Here is a 16838-nt window from a genome sequence, read left to right on the forward strand (position 1 = left end):
ACCGCCGAGACGAGCTATTGAAGATTGCGCACGCCGTCAGTGACGAGCTACTACAGAACTATCCATTTAAGGGCTGAATTTTATCGACCTATGCCGCTTTATCTACATCCGATAGAAGCGAGGCCAGCAAAGCCTCACGGTCATCTAGAGCGTTATACTCATGTTTAAGGCGTTCCAAAACTGGCCAATATTTGAGGCCATATCGCTGAACAAGCTGTGCCGCGATAGTCATGCCGCGTTTAATTTCAGCACGAGACGGTGCTTCTATTGGAGCGTTTAATGATTTGTTTGAGGCTTTATCCACATAGGAATTATAGCCCATAGACCACGATTTTTACGAAGAAAAGAGTTGGATAATTTAAAGCCTGCGGGTCAAAATGTGAAAAAAATGCTGATCATATTGAATAACTTAGTCTCTTGCAGCAGATGATTCTGGGACGGTCAGTTGCGGCAGCTTGGGGTCGACGCGTAAAATATAATTGGGTGAAATACACACAACAATAGATAGACTAAGGAAATAATAAGAGTTAATCATGAGCCAAGTAGCCACAATACTCTTAGACAATTTTTGAAACGAAATCTATGGCCAACAAATCCAGAAACGTAGCTATTATTGGCCTCGGCACCTTTGGTGTATCTGTCGCAAGAGAATTAACCCGTATGGGAGATAACGTCCTTGGAATTGACAATGACCCTGCACGAGTAACTATGATATGCGATGAGATAAAATCTTCTATTCAGGCTGATGCAACAGACGACAAAGCACTCTCGCAATGCGCACTTGAGACTTATGATGCAGTTCTGGTTTCTATAGGTGAAAATACTGAAGCGAGTATTCTGGCTGCAATGAATGTGATAGAATTAGGTTGCAGGCAAGTATGGGTTAAAGCGCAGACCGAAACGCAGCGAAAAATCTTGAAAGCAATAGGTGTTCACCATGTTGTGCTTCCCGAGCAGCGTTTCGGTACGCATATTGCTCAGATAATTCATAACCCTCATCTGGAAGACTTTATGTCGCTTGGTGATGGAAAATACGTCGTCATGATGGACGTTCTTTCTTCTTTAGCGGGTAAATCACTGGCGGAGTTTAAATTTGAAAAAGCTCACAATATTTCGTGTATGGGTGTTTACGCTGATGGCCTATTTTCTAGTTCCGCTGAATTTAACGATGCTTTGAAGGAAAATGATAAGATCATTCTATTTGGCACTCGCAACCAATTACGCAAGTTCTCCGATGCAATATAATCTGCTGTGAGACAATGTTTAAATTTACCAGCCCCCGCTCTGATGGCACTGCTGTACTTAAGTTGGATTACGGTCGGTGCCTTGTTATTGATGCTACCTGTCGCATCCACTGACGGTATCACTTGGTCAGATGCGTTCTTTACCGCAACCTCAGCTGTAACTGTTACTGGCTTAGTCGTCGTTGATACCGGAACAGCGTTCACAACATTTGGACAAGGCGTCCTTATGCTGTTGATACAGCTCGGAGGCATGGGCCTAATGACATTTGCGGTCTTGGTCCTCTCATCTTTAGGCATGCAAATTGGTCTAGCACAACTGCAATTCCTTCGAGAAGAGATGGGACTAGCCTCTCTTGGAGGATTGCTCAACATTGTCTGGGTGGTGTTTAGGGTCGTGTTGGTTTGCGAGTTGATTGGCATGGCCATCATGGCATTTGTTTTCGTGCCAGAATTTGGTTGGCGAGAAGGCTTATGGCTGGCCGCCTTTCATTCGATATCAGCTTTCAACAATGCTGGCTTCTCATTATTTTCCAATAGCCTTATGGAGTATGTTGATAGTCCCCTGATAATATTTACGATTTCCGTACAGTTCATTGTAGCGGGTCTGGGCTTCGCGGTGCTGTCTGACATTTTAGTCTATGGAAAATGGCAAAAATTCTCTTTGCATACACGCTTGATGTTGGTCGGAACACTCAGCTTAATTCTTATCTCCTGCCTTGGTTATGGCATTCTGGAATGGAACAACCCTGAGACACTCGGAAGCTTAGCAAGTCCGGGGGAAAGAATGAATGCAATATGGTTTGAGGCAGTTACGCCCCGAACGGCCGGCTTCAATGCCATGAATACGGCGGCTATGCAGGACAGCACAACACTTATGACGATGGTCTTAATGGTCATTGGAGGTGGTAGCACATCCACTGCAGGCGGCATAAAAGTGACGACTGCTGTCGTGCTTTTACTGGCGACAATAGCGTTTTTTCGCAATTCAGGAAGAATGAAAGCCTTTGGATACAGTGTAGGTTTACAGCAAGGCCTGAAGGTGATGGCGCTATTGACGATCAGCCTTTTTGTTGTTTTGACAGGCTTATTCTTGATTGTCGCAACGCATGAAATTGACTTTTTAACAGCTGCATTTGAAGTTACCTCAGCGTTTGGAACCGTAGGATTGAGCCAAGGCGCGACAGGTGAGCTTAACGACTTTGGCAGAGCAATAATCTGCTTGATTATGTTCTTGGGCAGACTCGGCCCTCTGACCCTTGGGTTCTTCCTCGCGTCGAAAACAAAACCAAGAATACAGTATCCCGAGGGAACTATCTACTTAGGCTAGCGTCCGAATAATGAAATTATCGGCTTTGTCACGTTAATGCCTGTTTTCAGAAATTACGCTAAGAACTAGCGATGAAAACATCAATCTATTCCCGGCACCGCTTCCATCCAGACATCATTCGTCGTGCCGTATGGATGTACTTCCGGTTCAATCTGAGCTTTCGAGACATCGAGGAGCTTCTGATCGAGCGCGGTGTTGATGTTTCCTATGAAACAATACGAAGATGGGTTGATAAGTTTGGGTCCACTTATGCCAAGCGGATAAGGTCTCGATCCGTAAGCCCCTCACCTATTTGGCACTTGGATGAAGTATACACTAAAATTAACGGAAAGATGGTTTATCTCTGGCGAGCTGTCGATGATGAAGGCACCGTATTAGATGTTGTTGTACAGAGACGACGGAATACGAAAGCAGCCCTGCGTTTGCTGCGGAAATTACTAAAGAACCAAGGCATCAAACCCAATCGCATTGTGACTGATAGGCTTGGTTCATACAGAGCAGCACTCAAACTTTTAGGTCTAAAACACTTGCAAGACGTCGGTGGTCGTAAGAACAACCGTGCTGAATGTTCACATGTCCCCATCAGAAGAGGAGAACGAAAATCACAGAAATTCAGATCAGTCCATCAAGCCCAAAAACTGCTTTCGAGCCACGCTCAGATCTACAACCTCTTCAACCATCGACGCCACCTCATCTCCCGATCAACACTCCGCAAGTTCAGACATCAAGCAAACTTAAAATGGAACTTAACCACGACATCGATGTGCCCCTAAAATGCCAAATTACCGAAATACTGGTTCAATGCCGTTAACGTGACAAAGCCCTGACCGTAACGTCGGTCATCACTACCGCCAAGAATGCGCGCCAATTGCCGTTCATTCAGAATGCGGTCCGCATACCCAGCGCGTGTAATAAGTGAAATCAATGCGTTCATAAAGTTCTATATACTGTCAAAACATGACAGTTACTAGAATTATTGATTGGTAGTCGCTTCTCCGCGCTTTGACCTATGAGGCTCAAACACCCTTATTAAAGGGTGATGCGCCCCTAACTTTACAACCACTCTGTTTCATAAAAACGGAAGCAAGGAAAAGGTGCTATGAAAGATCGGGTTCGACAGACATGATAGTCAAAATTATTGCAGAATAATGCGGCGAAAATCCAAAACCTGTGTGCTACAAAGTCAATGTCATACGTGCTGCAAAGTCAACTTTGACAATCATAAGCAATTGTTTTATATATACTTTTCCATTCGGCGTTGTGCTGTGTTTGGTCCCTTGATCGGAGGATATTTATTGGGGTTTGTGGTTTCAGAACAACAGCTATTTTATGCATTTATTCCAGCTGCGCTTTTAGCTGCAATCTGTGTGTTCGCTTTATATCGAAATCAGCGGTCGATCAAAACGTAATCAAATCCTGTTTTCGTAAGTAAATATTAGGTTCTTTATTTCGAGTAGCCGTCTAATTTTTCGATAGCTCTAAAGAATATCGTTGTGTCACTTGCTTTTTAAAATGAATTCGTTTACGTGAATAATCATGTAAATATAATGTGAGGATCCGACATGGGTGTTGCGGCGATTAAACCTGTTATTGAGCAGGCTGAAGAAAACTCTCCAATCAATGAGGCAGCGCTACAAGAGCTGCTCGTAGATATAAAAAACCGTAGGGCGGAATTTAAGAAACAACGCCACATATCTCAGGATGTTATTGAAAAACTGCAAGACATCGGATTGTACGGTGCTTTTGTTCCAAAAGAATTAGGCGGGTCTCCCATTTCGCCAACTGAGTTTATGAAAATCATAGAACGTATTTCAATTGCCGATGGGTCTACGGGCTGGGTCGCTAGTTTTGCTTTTGCGACTAAATATTTATGTTCTTTGCCTGAAGCTTCGCTACAGAAAATATTTAAAGAAGACCCTGGATTGGTGTTCGCGGGAGCAACATTTCCTATTCAGCCTGCGGAAAAAGTTGATGGAGGCATTATTGTAAAGGGCCGCTGGCCATTTGGCAGCGGCTGCATGGGGGCATCTCTTGTTGCGGTTGGGGTCTCTGTACCGGGTAACGGCGATGAGGTATTCAAGCAGATGGCTGTTATACCGCGTGATAAGATTACAATTGATGAGACATGGGATACGTTTGGAATGTCATCTACGGGTAGCCATACGATGGTTGTAGATGATGTCTTCGTACCTGATGACATGATTTTGTTGCGCGATGCGCCTTCCTCCATTGATGCGCCAGAATATTTATATCCGACAGTAACCTTAGCTGCGCAAGTATTGGCCGTTTGCGGGCTTGGGACGGCTCGGGCAGCAATCGACCATATTCTTGAGGTCGCCTCAAACTCCAAATCTATTACAGGCGCACCTACTTTGGGTGATCGTGTAAATGTGCAAATTCACATTGCTGAGTGTGAAGGCAAATTGCAATCCGCAAAAAGTTGGTTTTATGCCACGACAGATGAGGCTTGGGAGTCAATCAATGAAAGCGGCACTATAACGCGGGAGCAAAACTTAGCACTTCGTCTCTCAGCAAGCCATGCCGCACGGACAGGGGCAGAGGTTGCCAGAATGTGCTTTGAGATGACAGGAACAATGGGCATTTTTAACGCCAATCCCATGAATCAATATCTAACTGATTCGATGGTTACGGCTCAGCATGCCTTCCTCACTGAAGGCTCATTCATGAATGCCGGTAAGGTTATGTTCGGCAAGCCTTACATTCCTGGCTATGTTTGATTTCAACTGTTTTGGTGCAAAATAGCTAAAGAGACGGGCTCGGGATGACTGTGATCGACCAAGAATTAAAGAACAAGTTTTTTGAAGGTATGAGTTTTGCCGCTGCGACGGTAAATGTGATCACTTCAGATGGTCCGGCTGGGCGCGTCGGCCTAACAGTTTCCGCCATGTCCTCTGTTTCGGCGGATACGCCGCGTCCAACTTTGCTTGTGTGTATTAACGAAAATAGCGCTGCCGCTGCAAGCCTGCTTGAGAACGGTGTGTTTTGCGTGAACGTACTTCATAATCATCAGTCTTATATTTCCGATGTATTTGCCGGGCGGTACAAAGACACAGTTGAAGACAAGTTTGAATGTTCAAAGTGGGCCATAGGCAAAACCGGGTCCCCCAGAGTAGAAGACGGCCTTGTAGGATTTGATTGCGAAATAACATCAACGGTAAAAGTTGGCACACATCATGTTATTTTCGGCGAGGTCGTTGAAATTTCGGTCGCTGAAAAAGGGTCGGCCTTGATCTATGCTAACCGCGCTTATGGGTCATCACAACCGATTGTCGTACCCAATACTGATAAATCCAACGACATTTCCATAACTAAGCCTCTAGCCGTCGGATGTTTTCATACATTCGCTCCCTTTTTTGTACCTGAACTTGTCGAAGATCTTACGCGGGATGGAGACGGGCTTTCAGTTGAACTAATTGAAGGGGATAATAAACGCGTGAAAGATGCATTATTGTCTGGAGAAATCGAAATTGGACTTCTCTATGACTTTGATTTGCCGGAGAGTTTAGAAACGACACTGCTGTCAACGCTGACCCCTTATGTACTTCTCGCCGAGGATCATCCTCTTGCGAATAACACAGTTATTCGAAATGAAGATTTGCATGAACAGCCTATGATCTCCATTGCCGAAGATACGAGCCGAGATCAGTTGGAGGGAGTTTTACGCTCACGAGGGATAGAGCCAAAAGTTATATTCAGAGCCGCCTCATTTGAAATGATGCGAGGTATGGTTGGTCACGGCTTGGGCTTTGCCATCGCGATGACTCAAACCGGACCATCGCGCAGCTATGATGGTAAACCTTTGATCTCAAGACCCTTGGCAGACCCGTTGCCTAGTCACTCTATTGTTCTCGCCAAGCGCCGTGACGCGACTCTATCAGATGCTGCGTCACAGGTGATGCAGAAAGCTTACTCCTCTGCCGCTTGGGCTTAGCCGCCAATTTAGGCTAAGCTTATGCCCGAAGAACCACAGGATATTTTAAAGGCGATTGCTGCCTATAAGCGCGAAGAAGTTCGCGAGCTTAAACGCACGACATCAATTGATCGTCTCACATCTATAGCAAGATTTCAAAAGCCGGCGCTCGGATTTGCGGATCATTTAAAAAAAATTTCGAGACTACGTCCTGCTATTATAGCAGAGGTTAAAAAGGCAAGCCCTTCTAAGAGTGTTATTCGTCATGATTTTGACCCCGTTGCGATAGCTGAAGGCTATGCGGAGGGAGGGGCGGCTTGCCTCTCCGTGTTGACTGATGGACCCAGTTTTCAAGGAAGTGTCGAGATATTTAAGAGTGTTAGGCGTGTTTCCAAACTCCCAATGTTGCGAAAAGATTTTATCCTCGACCCTATTCAGGTATTAGAAAGTCGCGGGATGGGAGCTGATGCAATCTTGGTTATTATGGCTATGCTTGATGACAGGGCTGTCCGGCAAATTATGTTCCTCGCAGATGAGTTGGGAATGGATGTGTTGGTGGAAACCCATACAGCAGAAGAAATTCAACGAGCTTTAAATGTTGGAGCAAGGATAATCGGGATTAATAATCGAAATTTGAAAACATTTGAAACGACCTTAGATAACTTTGATAAACTTTCATCTTTGGTACCCGCAACCATGCCCCTGATCGCAGAATCTGGAATCTCATCCCGGGGTGATATTCAGTTTTTAACAAGATTAGGCGCAACAGGATTTCTAATAGGCGAAAGCTTAATGCGCCGCGAGAATGTTGAAATTGGAGCACGATATTTGTCAGGCGCGTAGTGGCCTTGGCTTGCAAAGATAATTGCTAATCTAATCTCCTTTGCATTGTATAATACATTTACATTTGACATACATGAATAATCATGTTTTTTAGAGTTAATCAAAAGCTCTTCTTCGACTGCGCCTGATAGGGAGTAGATCCAATATTATAATAGGGGAATACAGATGGAATATCAGATGATCATCGGAGGTGAGGCCATCACGTCCAAAAATTTTTTTGAAGTTAAAGATCCAGCAACTGGGGAACTTGTAGGAAAATGTCCTATAGCCGAGAAAGGAGATCTGGACGCCGCTGTTGAGGCGGCTCGCGCTGCCTTTCCGGCATGGAGTGGATTGCCTGATGAAGAACGCCAAGGGCTTTGTCATGCTATTGGTCAGGTTATTGAAGATAATGCTGAGGACCTCGCAAAGCTATTGACACGCGAGCATGGCAAACCGCTCAATGGGATTGGATCGCGTTTTGAAATGCAGGGCTGTGCAGGGTGGTCGCATTACACAGCAGAACTTAAGCTCCCGGTGGAAGTATTGCAGGATAATGAGGAAGGCCGGGTTGAAATGCACCGGAAACCTATAGGCGTAGTTGGCTCCATATTACCCTGGAACTGGCCGTTACTTATTGCAATTTGGCATATATTACCCGCGTTAAGAGCTGGGAATACGGTTGTTATGAAACCTTCGTCCTACACGTCATTGTCGACATTAAAGATGGTCGAAGTCATCAACACTGTTTTACCCAAAGGCGTGTTAAACATCGTTACGGGTAAAGGCGGCCTTGGAGCGTGGATGAGTGAACATCCTGGAATTGATAAAATTTCCTTCACCGGTTCGACACCGACAGGTCAAAAAATTATGAATGCGGCCTCTCAAACATTGAAGCGTTTGACCTTGGAGCTTGGCGGGAATGACGCCGGGATTGTTCTACCTGATGCCAATCCTTCAGAGATTGCGGAAAGCCTTTTTTGGGGTGCCTTTATCAATAATGGACAAACCTGCGCGGCATTAAAAAGACTTTATGTTCACGACAGTATCTATGATGAAGTTTGTGAGGAACTCACAAACTTTACGAAAAATATTCCTGTCGGTAATGGGCTGGATGAAAACAATATTATCGGGCCGGTGCAAAATGAGATGCAATATAATATTGTTCGGCGTCTTGTAGATGATGCCGTGTCTGCAGGCGCGAGGGTGCTTGTTGGGGCTGATCCAGTCGCGGGTCCAGGGTATTTTTATCCGCTAACATTGTTAGCGGACGTCACAGATGACATGGATGTCTGTCGGGAAGAACAGTTTGGCCCGGTATTGCCAATTATGCGCTATTCCGATGTCGAAGACGCTCTAAGTCGCGCGAATGACTCAGAGGTGGGTCTAGGCGGCTCTGTCTGGACAAATGATAAGGCGAAGGCTGCAGCTATAGCGTGCCGCATGGAATGCGGCAGTGTCTGGATTAATTCTCATGGCATGATTCAACCTGACGTGCCTTTTGGCGGCGTGAAGAAGTCTGGGCTCGGTGTTATGTTCGGAATTGAGGGCCTAAAAGAATTAACCACAGTTCAGTCGATATACGGTCTTTAATGGTCGGAATGTTTCATTTTAAACTGCTAACCTAAAGGGAGACCTTATGAGTAATGATAGAAACCCTATAGACCGTATGTCGGTTTACGTTGCGGTTGGTTTCTTATCTGGAATCGGCATTTTGATTTCAACAACCATGCCGATGGTTATTGGTAGTTTGATTGAAAGTTTGAGCTTTAGTGAGTCTCAAGCAGGTGATTTAGTCGCGATTTTTAGTCTCACATTTACAGCAATTGCTGTGGCTTCACTTCTTTTTATCCGCCGCGTAAATTGGAAAGTTACTGCGCTCGTCATGTCGGCCATCTGCGCCATGTCTCTATTCGCTGTGACTTTAACACCGCAATATCAAACCCTCATTCTGGTGTTTGGAATTATGGGACTCGGAATGGGCGGGTTATATGCTTTGGGAATGACGATTTTAGGAGATAGCTCTAACCCTGACAAAGCGTTCGGGCTTAAACTCGGCTACGAGTCAATGCCTGCAATCATTGCACTCTTTGCCTTACCGGTTTTGGTTATTCCAGAATATGGTCTAAAAGGTATGATGTATGCCATGGCAGCAATGGCTGTAATTGTCGCGCCGCTCAGTTTCCTCATACCCTCAACCGGGGTGAAGGGTAGTCAGGCTGGGTTATCAAATACATCCGACATGGCCCTGCAGCCGAACAAGACTTCCGCTAGCTCTTTAGGATTATCAATCATAACATTACTCGCGAGTATTATTTTCTTTAGTGGGGTTATCGCGACTTGGGCTTTTCTAGAAGTAATAGGAGGCGTTAAAAGTTTGGCCGTAGAAAAGGTGGGAGTTGTCCTCGCATTGGGAATGGTATCGGCAACAATAGGGGCTTTTGTAGCGGCTGCCCTAGGGAACAAGATGGGTCGTTACAATCCGATGATAGCCATTATCGTTCTGAATGCTCTAAGCTTGGTCCTGATCTGGCAATCTGCCACTATTTTTACATTCGCATTGGGCGCGATATTATTTACATTCTGTATCAATTATGGATTGGCTTATTTTTTTGGGTTGAGCGCAGAAATCGATATCAGTGGGCGTTTTGTCGCTTTATCAGCAACAACGCTTTCACTTGGAGGCGTCATCGGTCCAGCTATTGCAGGACGCTTGATTGAGGGATCTGGATTTGGGGCCGTTCTGAGCTTCTCAGCTCTATGTGCTGTATTATCTTTAACGCTCTATATGGTTGTTGTGCATCTTTCGCGATATAAAGTTTAGTCCATTTTTCAGGTTTGAAGGCGCTTATTTTGAAAGATGAGCCTTCCTAAACTTTATAGGTGTTTGTCCTGTTTCTTTACGAAAAGCTCGTGTGAAACTGGCTGTTTCGGAATAGCCGAGCTTTTGCGCAATTTGCAAAACATTCATTTTTGTTTCCGTCAAAAGCCGCCGAGAAATAGCGATGCGTTTTTTTTGTAACAATTCGCGAAAAGATGTTCCTTCGTCCTTCAAGCGGCGACGGACTGTGATTTCCGTAAGTCCCAATCTTCCCGAAACGTAAGATAAATTGGCATTATTATATTCTATGGCATGAGGTAAAATCTGTTCGATATTCTCCACAAATGTTGTTGTTCTCTGTGTGTTATGTTCCAATAACTGTAAGTAGTGCTCCAGAAGGGGAATAAGGTTTTGATCGAATTTGGCGGATCCTTTCTTCAAGTCTTCGGGATTTAGAACAATTGCATTGATATCTTGCTCGAAGAAAACAGGGCAATCAAAATGGATTTCATACAAATCGCCCTTAACAGGTTTGGCATGTTCAAAATAGATCTCTTTAGGGCGGTAATCTTTGCCAATATAAGTTCTAAGCAAGCTGTTGACATAACCAATCGAAAATTCGACATCCTGTCGGCGCGGGGTAATTCTTTCATCTGTAATGACATATTTTAAGGTGGGCTGACGTTCACGCTCAAAAATCAATTGTGTGACTTCTTGAATGGTTGAAACGCTTTTTGAGTAATATTCAATGGCAGCCTCTAAGTTCGGGGAAGACAGAAAGATAAATCCAACCGCTCCAATAAGTTCAGGCCCCATGACTTTTGAAGTCTTTAAACCAAATGCAGGAGAATGCGTGACACGTGATAAACGTTCGAACATCCTCATGTAACTATTGAGCGGAATATCTGCGCTGTAATCATTGAGATCTTCAATTACGAGGCCCTCATCTTTTAAAATTTGTTTTTGCTTAACCGGGCTAATGTTTGCGTGGCTAAGAATTTGCCTGAAAATTCGAGCACGAATAAACGGCCGTTTCACTGCGTTCGGTGATGTCACAATACTTTACTCCTGACATATATTTATATGAAAAGTCATGTAAAGGCAATAAAATGCCAAAAAAATGACTGAATATATCAATTATAATTCTGCCAAAGAACTATTAGTTAAGGAAATATAATCAAAGGGGTATACTTAATGACCAAAACATTCAAACTCGGCATTTCATTACTAGCTCTATCTTATGCTTCCTCAGGAACAACGGCTTACGCGCAATTGACCGATGAAATTGTTGTTACGGCCACGAAAAAATCTACAAATTTACAAGAAACAGCTGTATCTGTGACAGCCTATACAGGTGAGGCAATTCAAAAATTAGGTCTTGAGAATAGTGTTAGTCTTGCGGCGCAGACACCGGGTTTGAATGTTGGCACACCGGTAGGTGAGGGCAATAACCCGTCATTCACACTCCGAGGCGTCGGTCTGAATGACTTTAATGACAATAATGAGGGGCCAATCGCCGTTTACACCGATGAGGTGTATAACGCGGCGCTCCCGGGCCTGACATTCCAGCTATTTGACGTTGATCGTGTCGAGGTTCTTAGAGGTCCTCAGGGTACGCTTTATGGACGCAATGCCACTGGCGGCTTGCTGCATTTTATTTCGAAACGTGGCGGCGATGAATTCGAGGCTGACATTCGTGCTCAATATGGCAGATTCAACTCGATAGAGCTTGAAGGTGGTTTTGGTGGTCCAATTTCTGATGCAGGGCATTATAGAATTGCCGGTAAGTTGAGTAATTCCGATGGTTATGTCGAAAACCGTATAGGTAATGACTCCAATGAGAATGGAAGTTATACAGTTCGAGGTATTGTTGATTTCGATATTGAAGAAAACGCTAATCTTGAATTTAAACTAGATTACTCAAACGCTGATACCCGAGCGCCTTATTACCAACATACGAGTCTTGGCTTTCCAATCGGTGTTGGGGTCGAGGGGCCGGAATTTGGTCCTGATCGTTTTCGTTATGAAGATACGGACGGCGATAATTTTGCCGGAGATTATGACAATGATGATATCTCGCTGGAAATCGAAGCCTGGGGCGCATCGGCTAATTTAGATTGGGATATTGGCGGCATTCAGCTGACAAATATCGCCGCCTATAGAGAAGTTGATAAGTTTCATGCTGAAGAAGCAGATACGGGACCGTTTCGCGGCCTTGTGCCAACCTTCCAGTCGCAAAGCTCGCAGTTTTCTAATGAATTCAGACTCTCTGGAGACACAGGCCCTCTGAGTTGGGTAGCCGGCGCGTATTACATTAACACCACCGTCGATGGTCAACTTGATCTCGACATCAATGATAGAGGTCCAGGCTTCGCAGAGTTCTTGCAGTTTTTAACCGATGTAGGTGATCCGACAGGATTACCAACGGCAGATATCTTGGGTTTCCATGGCACATCCTTCGCTGATTTTGCTCCCGATGATCTCGTTCGTTTTTTGACCTATGATATTGACTACACTCAAAATACCGACTCTATCTCAGTCTTCGGGAACGTTGAATATGATTTGTCTGACAAGCTCCAACTCGTCGTGGGCGGAAGATATTCAAATGAAAGCCGGGATATCGAATATGTAAATCAATTCGCAGATGGGCCTCTAGGCGGCGGTATAATTAATACCTTCTTTGGAACCTTTTTGGAGGCTCCCAGCTTTTTCGACTTTTCATCGGGTGGCGGCTCCATCAATTTGTTTACTTTCGAATTTGATGAAGTCGGTGACCTTAATCAAATAGATGATGATGATTTTTCAGGCACTATTGGCTTGAACTACACACTCGAAGACGGGACATTGTTATATGCCAAGGTCGCTCAAGGGTTTAAGAGTGGGGGTTTTAATGCTGGATTTCTTGACTTCACCGATGGTGTGACTGTTCAGGATATTGCTTATGACGCAGAAAAACTGACTTCCTATGAAGGCGGCGTTAAATGGACATCGGCAGGCGGTAATGTGCGCGCCAATGTCAGTGCTTTCTACTATGACTATAAGAACTATCAGGCTTTGACGTTTGCGGGCCTATCTCAGTTTATCCAAAACTCAGACGCCACATTCTATGGCGGTGAAGCTGAAATAGGAGCGACCTTGACGGACGGATTTACTGTGCAGCTCGGCGCGAGCTATGTTGATACAAGTGTTGATCAAGTCGGTGTGCGGCAGGGTGATGGTTCTGTAGTGTCTATTCAGGACGTATCGACAGTTCTTGCGCCCGAATTTACTGCAAATGGTATCGCGCGTTACGAAACCAAAATCGGCAGTGGTGTTGGCAGTCTTCAGGTGAGCTTTAATCATCAAGGAAACCATTTCTTTAATTTGCAAAATACAAACCAAGAAGATGCCTATACGCTTTTCGATGCGCGCGCTGGCTATGCTTTCGGCGCGGATGAGAACATGGAACTCTACATATTTGGGAAAAATCTCACGGATAAAGAGTATCGCGTTTATAGCTTTAATTTTGCCGACGCCGCAGGTTTCCAACAAGAGTTTTACGGCCGCCCTCGTGAATATGGCGTTGGTTTAATTGCCAAATTCTAAGATGGCGCTTGGTTCAGTTTTGGTTGTGCGCGGAGCCGCTGTTTCCGCGCACAGTTAACAAGCGAATTGGAATGCTGAACCCTTCAATAGGGTGCCACCTAATCGCTTAACATTGAATATAATACGCACTTAAGGCGTCATTCTTGACGGTTAGAGAACAGGTTAAACCATCAAGAATGGGGAGAATACTATGACAAATTCTACGAAAATAGATTTTATTTACCTTTCAGAGCAAGACATGATCAAGGCGGGTGTTGATGATATGCCTGCTTGTGTTGAGGCGATGGATGAAATGTTCAAGCTCTTGCATATTGAAGATTACAGGATGCCTGGGGCGAACAATAATTCTCATGGCGCGATGATACAGTTCCCTGCGGACTCCCCCCATCCAAACATGCCAAAACCAACCGCAGACCGCCGCCTTATGGCGATGCCGGCCTATCTTGGTGGAAATTTTGGAACGTCCGGCTGCAAATGGTATGGCTCTAATATTGCTAATCGAGAAAAGGGCTTACCGCGCTCAATCCTGATGTTTACTCTGACGGATACGGATACGGGCGCACCATTGGCGTTCATGTCAGCGAACCTTTTATCGGCTTATCGTACGGGCGCTGTGCCGGGTGTCGGAGCACGTTACTTAGCCAAGAAAGATTCTCGCGTCGCGGCTATACTCGGGCCTGGCGTTATGGGTAAAACGACCTTGGCAGCTTTCATCGCGGCTTGTCCAAAAATCGATACGCTGCGTGTCAAAGGTCGTGGCGCAAAAAGTTTGGCCTTGTTTATTGATTGGGTAAAAGAAACCTACCCACAAATCAAAGATATCACAACGGTCACTTCCGATGAAGAGCTTTGCAGAGGCGCAGACGTGATCGGCTATTGTAGTTCAGGGCAGGAAGGAGATCCTTCAACTTACCCTATGATTAAACGTGAGTGGCTCTCTCCAGGAGCCTTTATCGCAGACCCAGCTCTCGCTAATTTTGACGATGATATGAATGCGCCGGAAGTTCGCAAATTTGTTGATAATTACGGTCTTTATGAAGCTTGGTTCGAAGAAGTTCCTCACCCTGCACATAATATTATCCCGCTCATTGGTATAAAGTTTATGGATATGATTGAAGAAGGAAAAATGAAGCGTAGCGACCTTGAAGATCTCACTGAAGTTTGCGGTGGCGCGTCACCTGGCCGTCAAAATGACGAGGAAATCATTATGCTCTCTGTTGGCGGCATGCCCGTCGAAGACGTGGCTTGGGGAACTTATGTTTACCGCAATGCGATTGAGAAAGGCATTGGCGTGAAACTCAATCTTTGGGACGTGCCAGTTCTTAGATAGGCCAATGAAGGGGTAACCATGAGCGTTATTAAAAAAGTAAAATCCGGCGCGAAGATGGAAGACATTGTCGGCTATTCTCGCGTAGTTGCCGTCGACAATATGGTCTTCGTGTCAAATACAGCTGGACGCGATCCTGAAACCGGCGAGATGCCGGAGAGTTTTAAAGAGCAAGCTGAGAACACGATTGCGACGATAGAACGGTCTTTAAAGGCCGTTGGTTCTTGTCTTGAAGATATTGTCGCTTATCGGGCTTATGCGCCAAATAGTGATGACTTGAAAGTGGCGGCTGAAGTCTTGGGGGCTACTTTCAGAGGGATTGACCCTTGCTGTACAATGACGTGCTCTCCTTTGGCCGCGCCTTATTATAAGTTCGAAATGGAAGCGACAGCTATAATCGGTGCGTCGAAACGCACCGTAGAGACAATTGATATCTAACGAGACATAAGCATCCTATGGCAACCCCCATTATATCTCCGGTAGAAACGTCAGCTGACTACCCAAATGAAACAACAGTCGTTGTCATTGGCGGAGGAATTGTGGGGCTAGTCGCTGCCCTCAACTTGGCGGAGCGCGGAGTTCCTGTTGTGGTGTTGGAAAAGGGCCGTATTGCATCCGAGCAATCGTCTCGAAATTTAGGCTGGATAAGGAAAACTCTTCGTTCAGCCAAAGACATGCCGCTTGCCAAACACGCAGAACAGTTCTGGGCAGAATTACCACAACGTACGGGTATGAGTGTAGGCTACCGCCAAGCTGGGATTATGTATGTCGCAAAAGATGAGGCGGCCCTTGAACCTTATGAAAGATGGCTTGAGAGCGTAAGTGGATTGGACATTCCTTCCCGTTTGGTCTCATCTGGTGAAATTAGAAATATGGTTCCAGGGTCTTCGGTTGATTGGGCTGGCGGCCTTTATGATCCCGCAGATGGATATGCCGAGCCAACCTTAGCCTCTACGGCCATTGCAAAAGCTGCGCTGGCGAAAGGGGCAATCATCGTTGAGAATTGCGCCGCGCGTATGCTGTCTTTGACGGGCGGTAAAGTCTCCGGCGTGATAACCGAGCGCGGTGAAATCAAATGCGATCAAGTGCTATTGGCTGGCGGACTTTGGTCAAGGCGCTTTCTGGCAAATCACAAAGTCAAACTCCCAATCTTACAATTACTGGGCTCTGTCTTCCGAACAAAGCCCTTTGATGGGCCCACTGATATTGCTGTGGGAGCATCAAACTTTTCATTCCGTAAGCGCTCTGACGGCGGCTACACGATCATGCAGCGCGGCGCAATGAACGCGCCTCTAACGCCCGATCATATAAAGTTGGGACTAAAATATATTCCGGCTCTCAAAGCAAATAAGGGGCTTGTTCGTCCTGAATTGAACTCTTTCTTCTTTGAAGAATTGGCTTATCCCAACCGCTGGAAAGGCGATAAGAGGTCACCTTTTGAAATGAAGCGCTCTCAGAACCCGCCCGTTAATCACGGCGTGTTGGAGGAGGCAATGACGAACTTGTGCAAGGCTTGGCCAATTTTTGAGAAAGCTGAAATCAGCGCGTCATGGGCTGGCTTGATTGATATGACCCCTGATGGCGAACCTGTCATGGACCGCATCGCAGCTCTTCCAGGGTTAACATTGGCAAGCGGATTTTCAGGCCATGGTTTTGGAACTGCGCCAGCCGCCGGTCAGTTGGCTGCCGATCTCGTCATGAATACCGACCCCTTAGTGGACCCTTCGCCATATAAATTTACTCGCTTCTAAGTTTGTCTTTCCTAATTGGAGGATTGTGTA

Annotated in this window: 15 protein-coding genes; 12 read left to right on the plus strand and 3 right to left on the minus strand. The window is 45.4% G+C overall.

The window, feature by feature from the left end:
- Positions 1-88 precede the first annotated feature (88 nt).
- Positions 89-322 (minus strand): hypothetical protein, encoded by a 234-nt coding sequence (locus tag DES40_RS02500; protein WP_121098990.1) that lies wholly within the window; start codon positions 320-322, stop codon positions 89-91.
- 260 nt (positions 323-582) lie between these two features.
- Between DES40_RS02500 and DES40_RS02505 the strand changes: the two genes are divergently transcribed.
- From DES40_RS02505 to DES40_RS02515, 3 genes are all read left to right on the plus strand, one after another.
- A complete protein-coding gene (locus tag DES40_RS02505; RefSeq protein ID WP_121098991.1) occupies positions 583-1245 on the plus strand; it encodes a potassium channel family protein in 663 nt (220 codons plus the stop codon).
- A gap of 6 nt (positions 1246-1251) precedes the next feature.
- On the plus strand, positions 1252-2571 hold the full coding sequence (locus tag DES40_RS02510) for a TrkH family potassium uptake protein (RefSeq protein WP_233345359.1): 1320 nt from the start codon (positions 1252-1254) through the stop codon (positions 2569-2571).
- A 71-nt stretch (positions 2572-2642) separates the two neighbouring features.
- Complete coding sequence (locus DES40_RS02515) at positions 2643-3344, plus strand: IS6 family transposase (RefSeq protein ID WP_121098993.1); 702 nt, start codon at positions 2643-2645, stop codon at positions 3342-3344.
- Here DES40_RS02515 and DES40_RS13130 read toward each other — a convergent pair.
- Entirely contained in the window at positions 3341-3505 is a 165-nt protein-coding gene (locus DES40_RS13130) for a hypothetical protein (RefSeq protein WP_170144845.1), read from the minus strand. The genes DES40_RS02515 and DES40_RS13130 overlap by 4 nt on opposite strands.
- A 628-nt stretch (positions 3506-4133) precedes the next feature.
- On the opposite strand from DES40_RS13130, the gene DES40_RS02520 reads away from it, so the two are divergent.
- From DES40_RS02520 to DES40_RS02540, 5 genes are all read left to right on the plus strand, one after another.
- Entirely contained in the window at positions 4134-5309 is a 1176-nt protein-coding gene (locus DES40_RS02520) for an acyl-CoA dehydrogenase family protein (protein WP_121098994.1), read from the plus strand.
- 44 nt (positions 5310-5353) lie between these two features.
- Entirely contained in the window at positions 5354-6523 is a 1170-nt protein-coding gene (locus DES40_RS13135; protein WP_170144846.1) for a LysR substrate-binding domain-containing protein, read from the plus strand.
- A 21-nt stretch (positions 6524-6544) separates the two neighbouring features.
- The gene (gene trpC / locus DES40_RS02530) at positions 6545-7345 is read left to right on the plus strand and encodes an indole-3-glycerol phosphate synthase TrpC (RefSeq protein ID WP_121098995.1); all 801 of its coding nucleotides are present in this window, start codon (positions 6545-6547) and stop codon (positions 7343-7345) included.
- A 165-nt stretch (positions 7346-7510) separates the two neighbouring features.
- Complete coding sequence (locus DES40_RS02535) at positions 7511-8917, plus strand: aldehyde dehydrogenase family protein (protein ID WP_121098996.1); 1407 nt, start codon at positions 7511-7513, stop codon at positions 8915-8917.
- A gap of 46 nt (positions 8918-8963) precedes the next feature.
- Positions 8964-10148 carry an MFS transporter gene (locus tag DES40_RS02540; RefSeq protein WP_121098997.1) on the plus strand — a complete coding sequence of 395 codons (1185 nt, stop codon included), beginning with the start codon at positions 8964-8966 and terminating at the stop codon, positions 10146-10148.
- Positions 10149-10172: 24 nt separating this feature from the next.
- On the opposite strand, the gene DES40_RS02545 is transcribed toward DES40_RS02540, so the two are convergent.
- On the minus strand, positions 10173-11201 hold the full coding sequence (locus DES40_RS02545) for an AraC family transcriptional regulator (protein ID WP_121098998.1): 1029 nt from the start codon (positions 11199-11201) through the stop codon (positions 10173-10175).
- A gap of 138 nt (positions 11202-11339) precedes the next feature.
- Here DES40_RS02545 and DES40_RS02550 point away from each other — a divergent pair, with 138 nt between their 5' ends.
- The 4 genes from DES40_RS02550 to DES40_RS02565 all read left to right on the plus strand — a co-directional run bounded on the left by DES40_RS02550 (position 11340) and on the right by DES40_RS02565 (position 16808).
- Positions 11340-13730 (plus strand): TonB-dependent receptor, encoded by a 2391-nt coding sequence (locus DES40_RS02550; protein WP_121098999.1) that lies wholly within the window; start codon positions 11340-11342, stop codon positions 13728-13730.
- Between the two features lie 190 nt (positions 13731-13920).
- Positions 13921-15060, plus strand: coding sequence for a tyramine oxidase subunit B (locus DES40_RS02555; protein ID WP_121099000.1), 1140 nt, complete (start codon positions 13921-13923; stop codon positions 15058-15060).
- 18 nt (positions 15061-15078) lie between these two features.
- The gene (locus DES40_RS02560) at positions 15079-15495 is read left to right on the plus strand and encodes a Rid family hydrolase (RefSeq protein ID WP_121099001.1); all 417 of its coding nucleotides are present in this window, start codon (positions 15079-15081) and stop codon (positions 15493-15495) included.
- A 17-nt stretch (positions 15496-15512) separates the two neighbouring features.
- On the plus strand, positions 15513-16808 hold the full coding sequence (locus tag DES40_RS02565) for an NAD(P)/FAD-dependent oxidoreductase (protein WP_121099002.1): 1296 nt from the start codon (positions 15513-15515) through the stop codon (positions 16806-16808).
- Positions 16809-16838 lie beyond the last annotated feature (30 nt).

Origin of the sequence: Litorimonas taeanensis (assembly GCF_003634015.1) — a bacterium.
GTDB lineage: Bacteria > Pseudomonadota > Alphaproteobacteria > Caulobacterales > Maricaulaceae > Litorimonas > Litorimonas taeanensis.

What these genes read in the sequence shown, in the direction of transcription:
- DES40_RS02500 (WP_121098990.1), bottom strand. Translation starts at nt 322, where the DNA reads ATGGGCTATAATTCCTATGTGGATAAAGCCTCAAACAAATCATTAAAC.
- DES40_RS02505 (WP_121098991.1), top strand. Translation starts at nt 583, where the DNA reads ATGGCCAACAAATCCAGAAACGTAGCTATTATTGGCCTCGGCACCTTT.
- DES40_RS02515 (WP_121098993.1), top strand. Translation starts at nt 2,643, where the DNA reads ATGAAAACATCAATCTATTCCCGGCACCGCTTCCATCCAGACATCATT.
- DES40_RS13130 (WP_170144845.1), bottom strand. Translation starts at nt 3,505, where the DNA reads ATGAACGCATTGATTTCACTTATTACACGCGCTGGGTATGCGGACCGC.
- DES40_RS02520 (WP_121098994.1), top strand. Translation starts at nt 4,134, where the DNA reads ATGGGTGTTGCGGCGATTAAACCTGTTATTGAGCAGGCTGAAGAAAAC.
- DES40_RS13135 (WP_170144846.1), top strand. Translation starts at nt 5,354, where the DNA reads ATGACTGTGATCGACCAAGAATTAAAGAACAAGTTTTTTGAAGGTATG.
- trpC (WP_121098995.1), top strand. Translation starts at nt 6,545, where the DNA reads ATGCCCGAAGAACCACAGGATATTTTAAAGGCGATTGCTGCCTATAAG.
- DES40_RS02535 (WP_121098996.1), top strand. Translation starts at nt 7,511, where the DNA reads ATGGAATATCAGATGATCATCGGAGGTGAGGCCATCACGTCCAAAAAT.
- DES40_RS02540 (WP_121098997.1), top strand. Translation starts at nt 8,964, where the DNA reads ATGAGTAATGATAGAAACCCTATAGACCGTATGTCGGTTTACGTTGCG.
- DES40_RS02550 (WP_121098999.1), top strand. Translation starts at nt 11,340, where the DNA reads ATGACCAAAACATTCAAACTCGGCATTTCATTACTAGCTCTATCTTAT.
- DES40_RS02555 (WP_121099000.1), top strand. Translation starts at nt 13,921, where the DNA reads ATGACAAATTCTACGAAAATAGATTTTATTTACCTTTCAGAGCAAGAC.
- DES40_RS02560 (WP_121099001.1), top strand. Translation starts at nt 15,079, where the DNA reads ATGAGCGTTATTAAAAAAGTAAAATCCGGCGCGAAGATGGAAGACATT.
- DES40_RS02565 (WP_121099002.1), top strand. Translation starts at nt 15,513, where the DNA reads ATGGCAACCCCCATTATATCTCCGGTAGAAACGTCAGCTGACTACCCA.